The following is a 16663-nucleotide window of genomic DNA, read 5'->3' as shown; positions in this document are numbered from 1 at the left end:
GTGCCGCCTAGGACGTGGCTTCGGAGACCAGCCCGACCAGCGCGCGCAGCCCCGCCAGGTAGGAATGCACGCCGAGGCCCTGGATAGTGCCCTTCACCGCCGGCGAGATGATGGAATGCGCGCGCCAGGTTTCCCGGGCCGCGATGTTCGACATATGGATTTCCAGCGAGGGAAACGGCATGGCCTTGATCGCATCGTGCAGCGGCACGCCGTGCTGGGTCAGCCCCGCGGGATTGATCAGGGCGCCCTGGGCGGCGTCGATGTGGTCGTGCAGGAAGTCGATCAGCGCGCCCTCGTGGTTCGACTGGATCGTGGCCAGCTCCACGCCCAGTTCGGCGGCCAGCGCCGCCAGGCGTTCGTTGATCTGGTCGAGCGTGGTGGTGCCGTAGATGTGCGGCTCCCGGCGGCCGAACAGGTTCAGGTTCGGGCCGTGCAGAACGAGGATTTTCATGATGTGGGGGGCGTCAGGGATGGCAGGGGCGATGCGCTTACTTGCGGATACGCCGGATCTCGTCGTTGTAGAGCCTCACGATGGCCGGGTCGTAGCTGGCCATGAAATGGTCGGTGACCGGCTTGACCACCTGCTGCATGCGCGCACGTTCCGCCGGCGTGACATCGTTGTACTGGATACCCTTCGCGCGCAGCTCGCCCACGGCCTTCTGCGCGGCGGCGCGGCTCACCTGGCGCTGGTAGACGCGCGCTTCGTCGGCAGCCTCGTTCATCATCTTCTGCTCGGCCGGCGAGAGCTTGTCCCAGAACTTCTTGCTGACCAGCACGATATTGGCGGCGTACACGTGGTTGGTGGCGCTCACGTACTTCTGCACTTCATAGAACTTGTTCGAAAGAATCACCGCGAAGGGATTCTCCTGGCCATCCACCGCCTTGGATTCGAGCGCGCCGTACAGTTCCGCGAACGGCATTGGCACCGGGTTGGCCTTGAACGCCTTGAAGGTGTCCAGGAACACCGGGTTCGGGATCACGCGGATCTTCAGGCCCTCGAAGTCCTCCGGCCGGGCGATCGGGCGCTTGGAATTGGTAACGTTGCGGAAGCCCAGATCCCAGAAGCCCAGCGCCACCAGCCCTTTCTCGGGCAACCGGGCGATCAGCGCCTTGCCGAGCGGGCCGTCCAGCAGCGCGTCGGCCTGCTCGAAGCTGCTCACCGAGAACGGCAGGTCGATCAGGCCGAACTCCTTGACGATGCCCGCCAGCGAGGTGGAGGCCGGCGCCGACATCTCCTGCACCCCGCCCTGCAAGGCCGATTGCTGCTGCATCTCGTTGCCCAGCTGGGAGGCCGGGAATTCCTTCACCTTCAGCTTGCCGCCGCTCTTGGCGGCCAGAAGCTCCCCAAACTTCTTCACGCCGAAGCTGACCGGATGGTCGGGATTGTTCAGATGGCCGAAGCGGATGGTGCGCTCCTGGATGTCCTGCGCCATGGCCGTGGCGGCGATGGTGCCCAGCGCGGCGGCCAGCGCCAGCCGAAGAATGGTCTTCCTCATGCCTTGTCTCCTCGATTGTCTTTTTTCTTGGGGGATGGCCAGGTATTGGGGCCGATCCCGATGGCTCCCCCGCAGTGAGTGGAATACTATTCCACATGGAATCAGTTTCCACTTGGGGTTAGTATCTAGCCCATCCCATCGCCCAGACACCACACTCATTCGATATGGCCGGAGTACTCGAACGCGCGCTTGCCGTGATGGAACACCTCGCCACCCAGCCGGAAGGCGTGCCGCTGGCGTCCATCGCGCAGGAACTGGAAATCCCGCAGAGCGCCGCGCACCGCCTGCTGAACGAGCTGGTGCGCTGCGGCTATGTGCGCCAGCTCCGCGATCATGGCGACTACGCGCTGACCGCCCGCGTGGCGTCCATCGGCCTGAGCTACCTGAGCGCCACCGGCATTGTCGATATCGCCCAGCCGCTGGTGGACCGCCTGGCACAGATTTCGGGGGAGCTGGTGCGCCTGGCCATCGTGGATGGCGAGCACCTGACGTGGGTGGCCAAGGCGCAGGGCGCCCGGCACGGCTTGCGCTACGACCCCGACATGGGCATGGACGCCCGGCTGTCTTGCAGCGCGTCCGGCCACGCCTGGATGCTGACCATGAGCGACGAGCGCGCCATCGAACTGGTCACGCGGCAGGGCTTCGGGTCGCCCGAGGAATATGGTCCGAACGCGCCCACCACCATCGGGGCGCTGCTGACGATGCTGCACGAGAGCCGCGCGCGCGGCTTTGCGATGATCAACGAGGTGTTCGCGCCCGGCATGACGGCGATGGCCGCGCCGGTCAAGCGCAAGGAGCGCGAGCCGATTGGCGTGCTGAGCATCGCCGGACCGGCCGTGCGGCTGACCGAGGCACGCATGACCGCACTGGGCCCCGACCTGCTGGCCGCCGCCGACGAACTCGCGCTGGCCAGCCTGGCATCGCCGATGTTCCGCACACGCTTTCCGCTGCAGGGCCGCAACAACGAAGACAACTCGGCTGCGGCCTGACCTCGCCGGGGCCGCTTCAGGGCCGCTTCAGGGCCTGCTTCAGGCCTGCTCCATGCCGCGCAGGCACAGGCTCATCAGCCCCATGCGCCCGCGCACGCCGAGCTTGGCGAAGACGTTGGCGACATGCGCCTGCGTGGTGGATGCCGTCAGGCCCAGCCGTGCGGCGATCTGGTTCTCGGAGGCCGCCGTCAGCAGCAACAGCAGTACCTGCTGCTCGCAGGGCTCCAACACATTCAGCAAGGCGGCGGGAATCAGGTGGTCGCAGGTGGGCTGCCTCAGGCTGGTGACGTCGTGCGCCACGCCAAAGCGCAGTTGATGCGCCTCTAGCCAGCGGGCGGACCATGAGAAGTGAACGTCACTACCATCGCGGTGCTGGTAGCGGTTCTCGAACCCCGTCCGCCTGCTCCCCGCCATCACCTCGCCCGCTTCACGGAGGGTCCGGTCGCGGTCACGCGGCGCCACCAGTTCGATCATGGCCTGGCCGATGATGGCGGCCTGGGACAAGCCCAGGCTCTCCGCGCACTGGGCATTGACGTAGCGGATCCTCCCAGCCTTGTCGACCAGGAACACCGTGTCTGGCAAGCTGTCCGCCAGCGTCAGGATCGCGTCTTCCGCCAAGCGTTCAATCATGTGTACCGATCCCCGGGGCCGCGAGAAACCATCGCGACAATGATGGCCGATCATGCCAGAGGATTGGCGTTCACTCCAGCGGCACTGACGCTACGTCTCGTCCGTGACGGCGTGCACGATGTTGTCACGCAGCGCAATGACTTCCTTCTGCAGCTTGGCAAAGGCCTGCGGCGTCAGACCGCATGCCGACATCAGGTCGGTGCTGGCCGCCTTCTCGCGCACGCGCCGCCCGCTTTTGGTCAGGCTCACGCGCACCTGCCGTTCGTTCTCCGGGTCGCGCTTGCGTTCGACATGGCCCATCGCTTCCAGCTTCTTGAGGATGGGCGTCAGCGTGTTCGACTCCAGGAAGAGCTTTTCGCCGAGGCCGCTGACGGTCTGCCCGTCCGCCTCCGACAGCGCCACCAGGGTGACGTACTGGGTATAGGTGAGCCCGAGCTTGTCCAGTACGGGCCGGTAGAGCTTGCCGAAGGCAAGGTTCGTCGAGTAGACCGCGAAGCACAGGAAGTCCGACAGCGGGGTATCCGCGGCGCTTGTCTCATCAATGGGTTTCATCTGCTTCCTCGTCGTGTCGTGCCGATGGCAAAGAATACATCGTATGCGACGCAATCGTAAGCGCTGAGCGCCTACCCCGCCGCGCCACTGCGCCGTGGGCCGGGTTTCTTCACGCGCGCTACACAAACGCCTTGACTTGCCCGGTCTCGTGAACCATTATGCAGCGCATGCGATTACATCGCATGCGATTTGTTAAACCACACTAGTTTCAGAGAGACCCTCACCCATCATGACCAAGATCGAAAAAGTACTGTTCACCGGCAAGACCCACACCACCGGCAGCAAGGGCGGCCCGCGCCATCACGGCAACGTCGACATCCACCTCACCACGCCCGGCAACCAGACGGCGCCGACCTATGCCTATGAAGCGGTGCAGTCCCACCCGACGGCTGAACAGCTCTTCGCCGGCGCGTGGTCGGCCTGTTATATCGCCGCGCTGGGCCTTGCGGCCAAGGAGTTGAAGGTGGCGGTGCCGGCCGACCTGTCGGTCGAGATCGAGGTGGACCTGGGCATGGCTGGCGCAGACTACTTCCTGCAGGGCCGCATCCACGTGAACCTGCCCGGCGTGGCGCAAGAGGCCGCTGAAGCCGTGGCGCACCGCGCCGATGCCATCTGCCCGTACTCGAAGGCGACGCGCGGCAATATCGACGTCACGCTGAGCGTCGCTACCGCGTAACGGGGCTCATGGCGCAACCGCTTCCGCGTTGCGCCATGCCTGCACGAAGGCGCGCAGGGTGGTCGCGGAGGCATCGCTGACGGCCCAATACTGCATGCCGCGTGCCGCCCAGCGCTGCAGTTGGTAGCCCTGCTGCACGGCTTCGCCGCTGCCGCCCGCCCCATGCGGGTCTTCCGGCAGCACGAATACATCGATCGGATGCCCGTCGCGCCGATAGACCAGCACGGCCACGCGATGGCCTTGCACATAGTCGAGCCGGCCGCCCAGCAGCGGAAACCCGGCGCTCGCCAGGTCGCGGACCTCCGGCGCGTAGTCGACACGGCCGTTGAACCACGGCTTCACCACATGCATATTGGACGACGCCACATCGATGGCGTGGTTCGAAATCAGGCCGCGCACATGGCTCGTCACCACGGCGTCGGCCATGCCTTCTGCCGGGGACTGCCGCATGGCGTGCTGCTGGAGGCCCAGACCGACGGCAAACACCGTGACGCAGGCCATGGCCGCGTTGATGGCGGGCGACCACGTGAACCAGCGGCGCCAGCCTTCCGGCGCGGGCGGCGCGAGGTCGTCCTGCGGCACGGCCGCATCGCCGGGCAGCGCGGCCACGATGCGCGCGCGCAGGCTGGCGGGCGCGCGGTGATAGTGCGCGCCGTGGCGCGTGGCCGCGCGCAGCGCCTGAAGATTGCGCAGGCAGGCCACGCACTGGTCGCAGTTTTCAAGATGTCGTTCCAGCCGCACACTGTCTGCCGCGCCGACTTCCCCGTCGGCACAGGCCTGCAGGAGCAGCTGCGCGTCATGGCAATCCATGTTTCGTCTCTCCGGCGGGGTGAGCGGGTGGTGCGTCCGAAAGGTCCTGGCGATCCGCCGGCGCGGGGGCCATCGGCGCCTCGTCACGCAGCGCCGTGACGGTGGCGGCCAGCATGCGCCGGCCCCGTGCCAGTCGGGACATCACCGTGCCGACCGGTATCTGCGCGATGCGCGCGATATCGCGGTAGTGCAACTCCTCCAGTTCGCGCAGGACGATGACTTCACGAAAGACCACCGGCAACCGTGCCAGCGCCGCATGCACGAGCCGCACGTCCTCCTCGCGCATCAGCCATTGCTCCGGGTCCGTGGCGGCGCCATGCCAGTCTGGCAGCGCGGTGTCCATCTCGCCTTCCTCATAGTCCGTTTCCGCCGCGCCCCGGCGCTTCTCGCAGGTCGTGAACCACGTATTGCGGACGATGGCCAGCAGCCAGGGCCGCGGCTGGTCGCCCCGGAAGCTGCCGAACAGCCGGAACGCGCGGAGAAACGCCTCCTGCACCACGTCCTCCGCATCGCCCGTGTTGCCGCACAGCCAGCGGGCGAGGTTGTAGGCGGCGTCCAGGTGCGGCAGCACCAGGGCGTCGAAGCGGCGGCGCGTGGCGGGGGCGTCCACCTCAGTCCTCAGACCGGACGGAGCGATCGGGCAATGCAGTCACATCGGGGCAATCGGACGTATCGAGCGAATCGGGCGAATCGGGCGGATGGCGCAAGGCGGTCTCCTGTATACCGGCGCTGCACCGATTCTATTCCCGCGCGCCGGCGCCGGGAATATTTGGCGGCCCCGCCCGGTATGACAGGGGTGGGGCGTGCGACCGCCATGCCCGCGAGACCGACGGAGGCAATCATGGACGGAAAATGGAGGCGGCGGGACATCCTGCGCCTGGCTGGCGCGGCCGGAGGCGCCGTCTTTGCATCGGCGCTGCCCGGCTGGGCGGCGGGGCGGGACGAGGAATTCGTGTTCGTGCAGCTATCGGACGCGCATTGGGGCTTCGAAGGGCCGCCGAATCCCGACGCGCGCGGGACGCTGCCCAAGGCGGTGGCGGCCGTGAATGCGCTGCCGGCGCCACCCGACTTCATCATGTTCACCGGCGACCTGACCCATACCACCGACGACCCGAACGAGCGCCGGCGCCGCCTGCGGGAGTTCCGCGACCTGATCGCCCCGCTGCGCGCCGGCAAGGTGTGGCTGATGCCGGGCGAGCACGACGCGAGCCTGGACGCCGGGGCCGCCTATCGCGAGCTGTTCGGGCCCACGCACTACACGTTCGATCACAAGGGCGTGCATTTCATCGTGCTGGACAACGTCTCGGACCCGGCCGGCCAGGTCGGTGAGACCCAGCGCGCGTGGCTGGCCGACGACCTGCGCAAGCAGTCGCGCGAGGCGCGCATCGTGGTCTTCACGCATCGGCCGCTGTTCGATCTCTATCCGCAATGGGACTGGGCCACGCGCGACGGCGAGGCCGTGGTGGCCCAGCTGATGCCGTACCGCAACGTCACCGTGTTCTACGGGCATATCCATCAGGAACACCACCACATGACCGGGCATATCGCCCATCACGCGGCGCGCTCGCTGATGTTTCCGCTGCCGCCGGCCGGCTCGCAGCCCAAGCGCACGCCGGTGGCCTGGGACCCGGGCCAGCCCTATCGCGGCCTGGGGTGGCGCACGGTCAAGGCCACGCCCGCGCCGGAGGCGTTCGGCCTGACCGAGCAACCGGTGCAGCGCGATGTCTGAGGCGATGAACACCCCCACGGCGAGCGGCCGTCGCACGGTATTGGGATGGATGCTGGCCGGCGCGCTGGCTGGCACGCTGGCCGGCGTCACAGCACGCGGGGATGCGGCGCCCCCGCGCGTGATTCCGGTACGGGCGCGCCGCTTCGTCTTCCTGCCCGACCGGATCGCGCTCAAGTCGGGCGAAACCGTGATCCTGGCGCTGACGGCCGAAGACGTCATGATGGGCTTCAGCGCCCCGGACTTCCATGTGCGCGCCGACCTGCCACCCGGCCGCACGGTGCTGGTCACCCTGACTGCCGGCAAACCCGGCACCTACCGGTTCCTGTGCGACATCTTCTGCGGCACCGGCCACGAAGACATGGGAGGGACGATCGAGGTGACGTAAGGGCGCCCTACTCCCGATGAATCGCCAGCGGCCCGAACGACTGGGTGACCGGCATGACTTCCACGAAGTTGATATTGACGCGCGCGGGCAGCGTGGCGGCCCAGAACACGGTTTCGGCGATGTCGTCCGGCGTCAGGGCGTCCGCACCTTCGTAGACCTTCTCCACGCGAGCCTGATCGCCGCTGAAGCGCACCGAGGAGAACTCGGTGCCGCCCACCAGGCCCGGCGCCACGTCGGTCACACGCACGCGGGTGCCTTGCAGGTCGGCGCGCAGGTTCAGCGAGAACTGGCGCACGAACGCCTTGGTGGCGCCGTAGGCGTTGCCGCCCGGATAGGCATAGGCGCCCGCGGTGGAGCCGATGTTGATCACGTGACCACGGTTGCGCGCCACCATGCCGGGCAGCACGGCGCGCGTCATATACATCAGGCCCTTCACGTTGGTGTCGACCATCGTGTCCCAGTTGTCCAGGTCAGCCTGCTGCGCCGGCTCCAGGCCCAGTGCCAGGCCGGCGTTGTTGACCAGCAGGTCGATCTCGGCGAACTCCGGCGGCAGCGCGGCCACGGCAGCGGCCACGGCTTCGCGGTCGCGGACATCGAGGATCAGCGGCAATACCTTGTCGCGGCCCAGCGCGTCGGCCAGCTCGGCCAGCCGGTCCGCGCGGCGTCCGGCCGCAATCACGCGATGGCCCGCCGTGGCGAAACGACGGGCAATGGCGGCGCCGAATCCTGAGGTGGCGCCGGTAACGAAAACGATCATCTTGCTCTCCAAACTGAGACGGGTTCGGGCACCGATACTACACCGTATCCCCTGCCCCAGCCGTGGCTGGCGTCCGCCATCCTGGCGGGCGAAACCCCGCGCGGTCTTCTATAGTTTTTGGACGACCGACCCCGCACTTAAAGGAACTCGACCATGCCGACCGCGCACGATGACCCTGCCCCGAACGTCTTTGATGCGTGGTCCAGTTCCACGCGACAGCTGATGCAGGACTGCTCGCGCTACTTCGTGTCGCCATGGCTGAGTCAGCCGATTCTGCCGAACTGGCGCTTTGGGGATACCTACATTGTCTCGGAGGACAATTCGAGGGACCCCGGCATGGAGCGCCGCATCCTCTCGGAAAACAGCTATGGCCGCCAGCTCGGCCGCATCATGGACGCCCTGGAAGTCCTGGTCAAACACCAGAAGCCTGCCGACGACCCCGACAGCAGGGCCGCGCTGAAGGCGTTCCTGGAACTGGCCGAACAGATCCGCCAGATCAAGGCCGAGACCCAGTCCGACCGGGTCGGTCAGCTCAGGACCAGCCTGGAGCGGCTGAAGGCGCAATGTCCTGAGGACTTCCGGCGCCTGATGCACAGCCTGTCCAAGCCGTAGCCCAAGCCTAAGCCCAAGCCCCGTAGCCCCGTAGCCCCGTGGTCCGCCACCCGTTGGCGCGCCTGCTCACCGCCCGCCCGTGACATCGAGGAAGGTGCCGGTGCTGTAGGACGCGTCGGCGCTGGCCAGCCACAGGATCGCGCGGGCCACCTCTTCCGGCTGGCCGCCCCGACCCATGGGGATGGAGTCCTTGACGCGATCCACCCGTCCCGGCTCGCCGCCGCTGGCGTGCATCTCGGTGTAGATGTGCCCGGGGCGGATGCAGTTGACGCGTATCCCTTCCCGCGCAACTTCCTTGGCAAAGCCGGTGGTAAAGGTCTCGAGGGCGCCCTTGGACGCCGCGTAGTCGACATATTCGTTCGGACTGCCGAGCCGCGCCGCGCCCGACGAGATATTGATAATCACGCCGCCCCGCCCGTTGTGACGCTGGGACATGCGCCGGGCCGCCTGCTGGGCGCAGAGCATGGGGCCGATGGCGTTGACGGCGAAGATGCGCTGCATCCGCGCGAAATCGAGATCCTCCAGCCGGGACTGCCGCGCGAGGATGGCGGCGTTGTTCACCAGCACGTCGATCCGGCCGAACGTCTGGTCGATGGCGGCGAACAGCTGGGCGACCTGCCCGGGGTCCGCGCTATCCGCGCGCACGGCCAAGGCCCGGCGCCCCAGCGCTTCCACATCGGCCACCACCGCCAGCGCGGCGGATTCGTTGGCAACGTAGCTGATCGCCACGTCGTAGCCCTGTGCGGCGGCAAGGCGCGCGGTGGCCGCGCCCACGCCACGGCTGCCACCCGTGATCAGTATCAGCGGTGCCTGCAGGACGTTATTCATGTTTTGCGCATCCTCATGTGACGATTGATTAACCATTGTGGCAGGCTCAAAGCCCCAGGCAGACCGCGCCGGCCGCCACGACAATGCAGGCAAGCCAGCGCGTGCCGCTGACCGTTTCCCGCAGGAAGACCCGCCCGATCAAGACCGCGAAGACCACGCTGGTCTCGCGCAACGCCGAGACCGCGCCCATCGCACCCGATTGCAGCGCCCAGATCACGATGCCATAGGCGGCAATCGACACCAGCCCGCCGACCAGCGACGAACCCACCGCCAGCGGCTGGGACCGCACCGGTGCACAAAGCGGCGCCAGCCCCCGCACCGCGACGAACAGCACCGGCATCAGCCAGTAGAACAGAAACATCCACACGGTGTAGCTGAGCGGCTGGCCGCCGGACAACCTGACGCCGATGCCGTCGATGACGGTATAGAGCGCGATCATCGCCCCGGTGGTCAGCGCGGCCAGCGCCCCTGCGCGCGATGCGCGATGGCCCTGCAGCGCGATCACGATGATGCCGCCCGAGACCATCGCGACGCCAAGCGCCCGCAAGGGGCCGATCGCCTCGCCCGCGAAGAGCGCGGCGCCAAGCGTGACCAGCAGCGGCGACGAGCCGCGCGCAATCGGGTACGCCAGCGCCAGGTCATTGCGGCGATACGACCGCACCAGGCTCACGTTGTAGACGATATGCACGAGCCCCGACGCGACGATATAGGGCCAGGCGGCACTGGCCGGCAAGGGATTGCGCAGGACGACGAGCGTGGCGACGGCCGCGATGGCGATGCTCATCCACGTCATCGACAGGAACCGGTCGCGGTTGCCGTGCAGCATGGCGTTCCAGCTCGCGTGAAGCATGGCGGCCAGGAGCACGATACCGCCGGTATAGCTGAGCATTGGGGTTGGGAGGGAGCGGGAGATGCCAAAGAATATCTATCTTGAAGCGGCACGACAAACCAGATAAATTGGCAAATCGCGTTAGAAAAACTATTGCATATGAAACGGGTATTGCCGCCGCTCAATGCCTTGCGGGCCTTCGAGGCGGCGGGCCGGCTCGGCAGCTTCAAGGAAGCCGCCGCCGCGCTGCACGTCACGCACGGGGCGGTGAGCCAGCAGGTGCGCCTGCTCGAAGAATGGCTGGGCGCCGCGCTGTTTGAACGCCATAACCGCCGCGTGACGCTGACGCCGGCGGCGCAAGCCTATCTGGCGGGAATCGGCCCCTTGTTCGAGCAGCTCGCGCAGGCCACGGCGCGCTACGGGGTGCCGGGGCCGGTCTCCCGGACCCTGTCCGTCAACGCGCCCGCCACCTTCACCCTGCGCTGGCTGGTGCCGAGGCTGGCGAAATTCCGCGCCGGGCATCCCGATGTGGAGATCAAGGTGGAGACGTCGAACGGGCCACTGGAGAGCCTGAAGGACGACCATGACCTCATCATCCGAGGGGGCCCGGACACGTTCTACGGCTACGCGATGCGCCCGTTCCTGACCGAGGAGCGGCTGCCGGTCTGTAGCCCGGCGCTGTTGCAGCGTCTGCCGCTCCGACAGCCGGGCGACTTGCGGCACCACACCTTGCTGCACACCTCCAGCCTGCCGCGGCTTTGGCCGGACTGGCTGGCGAGCGCCCAGATCCCCGCCCTGCGGCCGGCGGCCACGCTGACCTTCGACCACTTCTACCTGACCTTGCAGGCGGCCATCGACGGTATCGGCATCGCCATGGGGCCGACGGCGCTGGTATCCGACGACCTGGCCTCTGGCCGCCTGGTCGCCCCGTTTACCGGCCCTCGCCTGCCGTCGCGCAGCTATTGCTCCTACGTGCCGGACGAGAAACTGGGCGATGAACTGGTGGCGCGGTTCCGTGACTGGCTGGAGCGCGAGGGGATGTGATCCTGCGGGAATTCGATCCAGACCCATACGGATCTGGTATACCATCGCCCGCTAGTCCCCGCCCTCCCAAGACCCCGGCATGAAGTTCAAGGAAATCAGTGCGTTCCAGGCCGTGATGCGCTCCGGCTCGATGACCGCGGCGGCCACCGAGCTGTACACGTCGCAACCGAATGTGAGCCGGCTGATCGCGCAGCTGGAATCGTCCACGGGACTGACGCTGTTCACGCGCAGCGCCGGCCGCCTGATTCCCACCGAGGAGGGCCTGGCTTTCCTGCGCGAAGTGGAACGCGCCTTCGTGGGCCTGGACACGCTCAAGGACGCCGCCCGCAACATTCGCCAGTTCGGCAAGGGCCGGCTGCGCATCGCCACGGTCCCCTCGCTGGCCATGACCGTGCTCCCGTTGGTGCTGCAGCGGTTCCATGCCGACTACCCCGGCGTCAACGTCGCCATGGAAACCGGCAGTACGCAGCTGGTAGCAGACAGCGTCGGCAGCCGCTACTGCGACCTTGGGCTGGTATCGTTCCTGCCCCCCGCCGCCGTCACCGATGCCCAGCCCGTGGCCGAACTCGCGGGCTGCTGCGTGCTGCCGCCCGGCCATCGCCTGGCCAGTCTGGACGTCATCACGCCCGCCGACCTGGCCGGCGAGTCCTTTATCTCGATGAGTCACGGGGATGGCCTGCGCGCCGCCGTGGATGCGGCGTTCGCCGCTGACGACCGGCGTGTCATGCACTTCGAGACCCCCTACGGGGCCACCATCTGCAAGATGGTCGGGCTGGGGCTGGGCGTGGGCATCGTCAATCCGCTGGTCGCCCGCATGCACGCAGCCGAGGTGGTGGTCCGGCCATTCCGGCCGCGTATACCGTTCGTCAGCTACCTCCTGCTGGCCCGGAACCGGCCCGCCAACGTGCTGGTGGACCGCTTTATCGAGCGGCTGAAGGAACTCATCGCTGCCGAAACCGCATCCCTGCCACCGGGGCTATCAGGTTTTCGTATAGACGCCTGACAGACTCGTATTTGCGCGCGCGGCGCGCGCTCCGCATACTGGCTCGCACTGACACACCGCTGTTTCGGCTGGTGTTTTCATGATGCTTGCGAGTACCAGACATGATTTCCAGCAGGGCCCAAGGCCCGCAATCCCCTCACGGAAGGCGCTGCAGATGACCGCAGCCTCCACCTCCCGACTCCCCGTGTTCGACGTTGCCGTCATCGGCGGCGGCCTGGTCGGCTCGGCCGTGGCCTACGGCCTGCGCAGCAGCGTGGGCACGATCGCCGTGCTCGACGAGGGCGATATCGCCCTGCGCGCGTCGCGCGGCAATTTCGGCCTGGTCTGGCTGCAGAGCAAGGGCTACGGCATGGGCGCGTACAGCCGCTGGACGCTGAACTCCACGCGGCTGTGGCCAAAACTTGCAGCCGGCCTGCTGCAGGAGACCGGCATCGACGTGGCCCTCGAACAAAAAGGCGGACTGACGCCGCTGATGGGCGACTACGAGATCGAGGCGCGCCTGGCCTGGGTCAACACGCTGATGTCACAGCCCGGCGTGGAGCCCTACGAATGGAAGTTCCTGGATCATCACCAGGCCGCTTCGCTCGTGCCCGGCCTGGGCCCCGATGTCACCGGGGCGATCTGGACGCCGCACGATGGCATCGTCAATCCGCTCAAGCTGCTGCGCGCCTTCCATACCGCGTTCAGCACCAGCGGGGTCGAGTACCTGCCGCACCACGGCGTCACGGACATCGTGCAGCAGCCTGGCGGCGACTTCGTGCTGACCACGCCGAATGGCACCGTGCGGGCGCGCAAGATCGTGCTGGCCGGCGGCCTGCGCAACGGCGACCTGGGCCGCATGGTGGGCATCGACCTGCCGATGGCCCCGCAGCGCGGCCAGATCCTGGTGCTCGAACGCACGCGCCGCCTGCTGGACACGCCCATGGTCACGCTGCGCCAGAACGACGAGGGCAGCTGGCTGGTGGGCGACTCCCAGGAGGAGGCGGGCTACGCCGAACAGGTCACCACACTGCCCATACTGGCCACGCTGGCCGACCGTGCCGTGCGCACGCTGCCCGCGCTGCGCGACGTGCGCGCGGTACGCGCCTGGTCCGCGCTGCGCGTGCGCGCCAAGGACGGCTTCCCGGTCTACGAACAATCGGCAACGCACCCCGGCGCGTTCATCGTCACCTGCCATAGCGGCGTCACGCTGGCCGCCACGCACGCGATGCACCTCGCCCCCATGATCGCCGCTGGCGAGCTGCCACCCGAGCTGGCCACCTTTTCGACCCGGAGATTCCATGTTCAGACGCATTGACGCGGCCGTCCTGCAAGCGAAGGATCGCAAGGTACGGGTCACCGTGGACGGCACCGCGCTGGAATGCCGGGAAGGCGACAGCGTGGCGGCGGCCCTGTTCGCCGCCGGTGTGCTGGCCTGCCGCGACACGGCCGTTTCCGGCGCCGCACGCGGCCCCTATTGCATGATGGGCATCTGCTACGACTGCCTGGTCCGCATCGACGGCCGGCCCAACCAGCAGGCCTGCATGGCGCGTGTGCGCGATGGCATGACCGTGGAACGCCAGCACGGCGCGCGCGAGGTAGCGGCATGAGCATCGAGATCGCTACCACTACGTGCGACCTGCTCGTGGTCGGCGCCGGCCCTGCCGGGCTGGCCGCGGCAACCGAAGCTGCCGCGCTGGGCCTGTCGACGGTACTGATCGACGAGCAACCGGCCCCGGGCGGACAGATCTACCGCGCGATCAGCAGCACCCCGGTGCAGAACCGCGCGATCCTCGGCGAGGACTATTGGCACGGCCTGAGCCTGCTGGAGCCGTTTGCCAGGAGCGGTGCACGCCATCTCCCGGCGGCAACGGTATGGTCGGTCAACGCGCTCGACGCGCACCCGGGTACGGGCACGGATACGGGTACGGATGGCGATGGCGATGGCCGGGGCGCCGGCTTCGAGGTCGCGTATTCGGTGGCCCAGCCCGGCCAGGACCCACAGGCCGCGCTGCTGCACTGCCGCCACATCCTCCTGGCCACCGGCGCGCAGGAGCGGCCGTTCCCCATTCCGGGCTGGACCTTGCCCGGCGTGATCACGGCCGGCGCCGCGCAGATCCTGCTGAAGACCTCGGGCGTGGTGCCCGAAGGGCGCACGGTGCTGGCGGGCGGCGGTCCCCTGCTCTACCTGCTTGCCTACCAATACCTGAACGCCGGCGTGAAGCTCGAGGCCATCCTCGAGACGACTGATAGCGCCCAATGGCGCAAGGCGCTGCCGCATGCCTGGGGCTTCCTTCGTTCGCCCTATCTGGGCAAGGGACTGAAGCTGCTGCGCGCGGTCCGCAAGGCCGTGCCGATCGTGAGCGGCGTGACGGCGCTTGAAGCCATCGCCGGCGCCGGCGGCCAGGTCGCCGAACTGCGCTATCAGGCTGCGGGCCAGCGCCACAGCATGGCGGTCGATCAGCTGCTGCTGCATCAGGGTGTGGTGCCGAATACCAACCTGTCGCGCGCCATCGGCGCCGAACATGTCTGGAACGAGCGCCAGGACTGCTGGGAGCCGAAGGTGGACGCATGGGGCGCGACGTCGATGCCGCAGGTGAGCATCGCCGGGGATGGTGCGGGCATCGCCGGTGCCGTCGCCGCCGAGCATCGGGGCCGCATCGCCGCCCTGCATGCCGCTGCCGCGCTGGGCCGCATCGACAAGGCAACGCGCGACGGCAAGGCCGCATCGCATCACGCGGCGCTCGCACGCGCCACGCGGGGCCGCGAGTTCTTCGAGGTGCTGTATCGCCCACTGCCGCAGTTCCGCCGCCCCGTGGGCGACACCATCGTCTGCCGCTGCGAGGAAGCCACCGCCGAACAGGTGCGCCACGCCGCGCGCATCGGCTGTCAGGGCCCAAACCAGCTGAAGGCGTTCCTGCGCTGCGGCATGGGGCCGTGCCAGGGCCGTCTCTGCGGGCTGACCGTGACCGAACTGATCGCCGACGAGCAACAGCGCCATCCGCGTGACGTGGGCTATTACCGGCTGCGGTTTCCCACCAAGCCGGTGACGCTCGGCGAGATCGCCACGCTGCCGCAGACCCAGGCGTCGCGGGACGCCGTGGTCCGATTCAAGAAGTAAAGCGCAGTCCCCAACAACATGAAAACAGAAGCGAGCACCGGGCTCTGCCTTGCATCCCGCGTCCCGCCAGTTGAACCAGCACAGCGACGACATCCTGAGAGCACTCCTCAACCCCCTTATCGAGAATCAACCATGGTGTATTCCAAGATCGTCCCCATTCTCGCCCTCGCCCTGGCCGCAACCCACGGCATGGCCCAGGACTTGCCGCCGGGCCCGATGCGGATGTTGGTGGGCTTCGCGCCGGGCGGCGGCAACGATGTCATCGCCCGCACGGTCGCCACGCAGTTTCAGCTGAACACCAAGACCACCATCGTGGTGGAGAACAAGCCGGGCGGCGGCAGCACCATCGCCACCGCCGAGATGGCGCGCGCCAAGCCGGATGGCTCGGTGCTGCTGCTGGGCTCCGTGGGTGGCCAGGCGATCGCGCCATCCATCTACAGCAAGCTGCCGTACGACCCCGTCAAGGGCGTGCAGCCGGTCTCGCTGGTGGCCAAGTCCGCCAACGCGCTGGTCGTAAACAATGACCTGCCGGTCAAGAGCGTGCAGGAGCTGCTCGCCTACGCCAAGGCCAATCCGGGCAAGCTCAATGTCACGTCGCCGGGCAATGGCACGATCTCGCACCTGTCGGCCGAACTGTTCAAGAGCATGGCTGGGGTCTCCATCACGCACATCCCCTATCGCGGCGATGCGCCGGCGATGCAGGATGTGATGGCGGGTCAGGCACAGATGACCTTCGCGAGCCTGCCATCGGCCAAGGCGGGGGCCGATTCCGGCAAGGTGCGCATCCTCGCCGTGACGAGCACCAAGCGCGTGGAAACCATGCCGAACGTGCCGACCATCGCCGAGTCCGGCGTGCCCGGCTATGAAGTGGTGTCGTGGTACGGCGTCTTCACCACGGGCGGCACGCCGATGCCGACGGTGAACCGCCTCGCGCAGGAGATCGCCGCCGTGGTGGCGCAACCTTCCATCCGCGATTCGATCGCCAAGCAGGGCATGGAGCCCGGCGCGCTGGGCCCGGTGGAGTTCACGCAACTGGTGAACCGCGACGCGCAGAAGTGGGACAAGGTTGTGAAGACCGTCGGCATCAAGCTGGACTGACCAGCGGGATGACCCAGGCAGGGGTGGGCGTTGAGTGGCTCAACGCCCCGCTGCTGGCCACTTTCCACCGCGCGTCTGGCGGCGTCGGCGTCACGCTGGCACTTCTGCCGAAAAAGTCATATAAA

20 protein-coding genes are annotated in these 16663 nt (G+C 67.6%); 11 read left to right on the top strand and 9 right to left on the bottom strand.

Features of this window, described 5'->3' with window-relative positions; translation table 11 throughout:
* Positions 1–7: 7 nt before the first annotated feature.
* Together AB4120_RS08220 and AB4120_RS08215 are read right to left on the bottom strand one after the other, a co-directional pair.
* The gene (locus AB4120_RS08220; protein WP_149138725.1) at positions 8–451 is read right to left on the bottom strand and encodes a type II 3-dehydroquinate dehydratase; all 444 of its coding nucleotides are present in this window, start codon (positions 449–451) and stop codon (positions 8–10) included.
* Positions 452–488: 37 nt separating this feature from the next.
* Positions 489–1496: a TRAP transporter substrate-binding protein gene (locus AB4120_RS08215; protein ID WP_149138724.1), complete on the bottom strand. Its 1008-nt coding sequence runs from the start codon at positions 1494–1496 to the stop codon at positions 489–491.
* Positions 1497–1660: 164 nt separating this feature from the next.
* Between AB4120_RS08215 and AB4120_RS08210 the strand changes: the two genes are divergently transcribed.
* Positions 1661–2485 (top strand): IclR family transcriptional regulator, encoded by an 825-nt coding sequence (locus tag AB4120_RS08210; protein WP_149138723.1) that lies wholly within the window; start codon positions 1661–1663, stop codon positions 2483–2485.
* Positions 2486–2524: 39 nt separating this feature from the next.
* On the opposite strand, the gene AB4120_RS08205 is transcribed toward AB4120_RS08210, so the two are convergent.
* Both AB4120_RS08205 and AB4120_RS08200 read right to left on the bottom strand, forming a co-directional pair.
* Positions 2525–3115 (bottom strand): PAS domain S-box protein, encoded by a 591-nt coding sequence (locus tag AB4120_RS08205; RefSeq protein ID WP_187645216.1) that lies wholly within the window; start codon positions 3113–3115, stop codon positions 2525–2527.
* Positions 3116–3205: 90 nt separating this feature from the next.
* Positions 3206–3667, bottom strand: coding sequence for a MarR family winged helix-turn-helix transcriptional regulator (locus AB4120_RS08200; RefSeq protein WP_149138722.1), 462 nt, complete (start codon positions 3665–3667; stop codon positions 3206–3208).
* A gap of 229 nt (positions 3668–3896) precedes the next feature.
* Between AB4120_RS08200 and AB4120_RS08195 the strand changes: the two genes are divergently transcribed.
* Positions 3897–4343 (top strand): Ohr family peroxiredoxin, encoded by a 447-nt coding sequence (locus tag AB4120_RS08195; protein WP_149138721.1) that lies wholly within the window; start codon positions 3897–3899, stop codon positions 4341–4343.
* A gap of 6 nt (positions 4344–4349) precedes the next feature.
* Here the strand turns inward: AB4120_RS08195 and AB4120_RS08190 are convergent, their stop codons facing one another.
* Entirely contained in the window at positions 4350–5153 is an 804-nt protein-coding gene (locus AB4120_RS08190; RefSeq protein WP_149138720.1) for an anti-sigma factor family protein, read from the bottom strand.
* A complete protein-coding gene (locus AB4120_RS08185) occupies positions 5140–5763 on the bottom strand; it encodes an RNA polymerase sigma factor (protein ID WP_149138719.1) in 624 nt (207 codons plus the stop codon). Before AB4120_RS08185 ends, AB4120_RS08190 begins: the two co-directional genes overlap by 14 nt.
* A gap of 231 nt (positions 5764–5994) precedes the next feature.
* Between AB4120_RS08185 and AB4120_RS08180 the strand changes: the two genes are divergently transcribed.
* Positions 5995–6882, top strand: coding sequence for a metallophosphoesterase family protein (locus AB4120_RS08180; RefSeq protein ID WP_149138718.1), 888 nt, complete (start codon positions 5995–5997; stop codon positions 6880–6882).
* Positions 6875–7267, top strand: coding sequence for a cupredoxin domain-containing protein (locus AB4120_RS08175; RefSeq protein WP_392388525.1), 393 nt, complete (start codon positions 6875–6877; stop codon positions 7265–7267). Before AB4120_RS08180 ends, AB4120_RS08175 begins: the two co-directional genes overlap by 8 nt.
* A gap of 7 nt (positions 7268–7274) precedes the next feature.
* Here the strand turns inward: AB4120_RS08175 and ydfG are convergent, their stop codons facing one another.
* A complete protein-coding gene (gene ydfG, locus AB4120_RS08170) occupies positions 7275–8024 on the bottom strand; it encodes a bifunctional NADP-dependent 3-hydroxy acid dehydrogenase/3-hydroxypropionate dehydrogenase YdfG (RefSeq protein ID WP_149138717.1) in 750 nt (249 codons plus the stop codon).
* Between the two features lie 153 nt (positions 8025–8177).
* Between ydfG and AB4120_RS08165 the strand changes: the two genes are divergently transcribed.
* Complete coding sequence (locus tag AB4120_RS08165) at positions 8178–8636, top strand: hypothetical protein (RefSeq protein WP_149138716.1); 459 nt, start codon at positions 8178–8180, stop codon at positions 8634–8636.
* A gap of 66 nt (positions 8637–8702) precedes the next feature.
* Here AB4120_RS08165 and AB4120_RS08160 read toward each other — a convergent pair whose 3' ends face one another.
* Complete coding sequence (locus AB4120_RS08160) at positions 8703–9464, bottom strand: SDR family oxidoreductase (protein ID WP_149138715.1); 762 nt, start codon at positions 9462–9464, stop codon at positions 8703–8705.
* 46 nt (positions 9465–9510) lie between these two features.
* Positions 9511–10353 (bottom strand): DMT family transporter, encoded by an 843-nt coding sequence (locus tag AB4120_RS08155; protein ID WP_149138714.1) that lies wholly within the window; start codon positions 10351–10353, stop codon positions 9511–9513.
* A 99-nt stretch (positions 10354–10452) separates the two neighbouring features.
* On the opposite strand from AB4120_RS08155, the gene gcvA reads away from it, so the two are divergent.
* From gcvA to AB4120_RS08125, 6 genes are all read left to right on the top strand, one after another.
* Positions 10453–11337: a transcriptional regulator GcvA gene (gene gcvA / locus AB4120_RS08150; protein WP_441642131.1), complete on the top strand. Its 885-nt coding sequence runs from the start codon at positions 10453–10455 to the stop codon at positions 11335–11337.
* Positions 11338–11416: 79 nt separating this feature from the next.
* A complete protein-coding gene (locus AB4120_RS08145) occupies positions 11417–12340 on the top strand; it encodes a LysR substrate-binding domain-containing protein (protein WP_144199954.1) in 924 nt (307 codons plus the stop codon).
* 154 nt (positions 12341–12494) lie between these two features.
* On the top strand, positions 12495–13637 hold the full coding sequence (locus AB4120_RS08140) for an NAD(P)/FAD-dependent oxidoreductase (RefSeq protein WP_441642130.1): 1143 nt from the start codon (positions 12495–12497) through the stop codon (positions 13635–13637).
* Entirely contained in the window at positions 13621–13929 is a 309-nt protein-coding gene (locus tag AB4120_RS08135) for a (2Fe-2S)-binding protein (RefSeq protein ID WP_262389739.1), read from the top strand. The genes AB4120_RS08140 and AB4120_RS08135 overlap by 17 nt, the downstream gene beginning before the upstream one ends.
* Entirely contained in the window at positions 13926–15440 is a 1515-nt protein-coding gene (locus tag AB4120_RS08130; protein WP_262389738.1) for an FAD/NAD(P)-dependent oxidoreductase, read from the top strand. Before AB4120_RS08135 ends, AB4120_RS08130 begins: the two co-directional genes overlap by 4 nt.
* Positions 15441–15572: 132 nt before the next feature.
* Entirely contained in the window at positions 15573–16538 is a 966-nt protein-coding gene (locus AB4120_RS08125) for a Bug family tripartite tricarboxylate transporter substrate binding protein (protein ID WP_262389737.1), read from the top strand.
* Positions 16539–16663: the final 125 nt, after the last annotated feature.

This window comes from Cupriavidus sp. 2KB_3 (genome assembly GCF_052115685.1).
GTDB lineage: Bacteria > Pseudomonadota > Gammaproteobacteria > Burkholderiales > Burkholderiaceae > Cupriavidus > Cupriavidus campinensis.
This window is presented reverse-complemented; position numbering and strand designations above follow the sequence as displayed.

Coding starts and splice junctions, on each gene's coding strand:
- AB4120_RS08205 (WP_187645216.1), bottom strand. CDS start 3,115: ATGATTGAACGCTTGGCGGAAGACGCGATCCTGACGCTGGCGGACAGC.
- AB4120_RS08135 (WP_262389739.1), top strand. CDS start 13,621: ATGTTCAGACGCATTGACGCGGCCGTCCTGCAAGCGAAGGATCGCAAG.
- AB4120_RS08140 (WP_441642130.1), top strand. CDS start 12,495: ATGACCGCAGCCTCCACCTCCCGACTCCCCGTGTTCGACGTTGCCGTC.
- gcvA (WP_441642131.1), top strand. CDS start 10,453: ATGAAACGGGTATTGCCGCCGCTCAATGCCTTGCGGGCCTTCGAGGCG.
- AB4120_RS08190 (WP_149138720.1), bottom strand. CDS start 5,153: ATGGATTGCCATGACGCGCAGCTGCTCCTGCAGGCCTGTGCCGACGGG.
- AB4120_RS08180 (WP_149138718.1), top strand. CDS start 5,995: ATGGACGGAAAATGGAGGCGGCGGGACATCCTGCGCCTGGCTGGCGCG.
- AB4120_RS08125 (WP_262389737.1), top strand. CDS start 15,573: ATGGTGTATTCCAAGATCGTCCCCATTCTCGCCCTCGCCCTGGCCGCA.
- AB4120_RS08160 (WP_149138715.1), bottom strand. CDS start 9,464: ATGAATAACGTCCTGCAGGCACCGCTGATACTGATCACGGGTGGCAGC.
- AB4120_RS08145 (WP_144199954.1), top strand. CDS start 11,417: ATGAAGTTCAAGGAAATCAGTGCGTTCCAGGCCGTGATGCGCTCCGGC.
- AB4120_RS08175 (WP_392388525.1), top strand. CDS start 6,875: ATGTCTGAGGCGATGAACACCCCCACGGCGAGCGGCCGTCGCACGGTA.
- AB4120_RS08130 (WP_262389738.1), top strand. CDS start 13,926: ATGAGCATCGAGATCGCTACCACTACGTGCGACCTGCTCGTGGTCGGC.
- AB4120_RS08220 (WP_149138725.1), bottom strand. CDS start 451: ATGAAAATCCTCGTTCTGCACGGCCCGAACCTGAACCTGTTCGGCCGC.
- ydfG (WP_149138717.1), bottom strand. CDS start 8,024: ATGATCGTTTTCGTTACCGGCGCCACCTCAGGATTCGGCGCCGCCATT.
- AB4120_RS08210 (WP_149138723.1), top strand. CDS start 1,661: ATGGCCGGAGTACTCGAACGCGCGCTTGCCGTGATGGAACACCTCGCC.
- AB4120_RS08200 (WP_149138722.1), bottom strand. CDS start 3,667: ATGAAACCCATTGATGAGACAAGCGCCGCGGATACCCCGCTGTCGGAC.
- AB4120_RS08155 (WP_149138714.1), bottom strand. CDS start 10,353: ATGCTCAGCTATACCGGCGGTATCGTGCTCCTGGCCGCCATGCTTCAC.
- AB4120_RS08215 (WP_149138724.1), bottom strand. CDS start 1,496: ATGAGGAAGACCATTCTTCGGCTGGCGCTGGCCGCCGCGCTGGGCACC.
- AB4120_RS08195 (WP_149138721.1), top strand. CDS start 3,897: ATGACCAAGATCGAAAAAGTACTGTTCACCGGCAAGACCCACACCACC.
- AB4120_RS08165 (WP_149138716.1), top strand. CDS start 8,178: ATGCCGACCGCGCACGATGACCCTGCCCCGAACGTCTTTGATGCGTGG.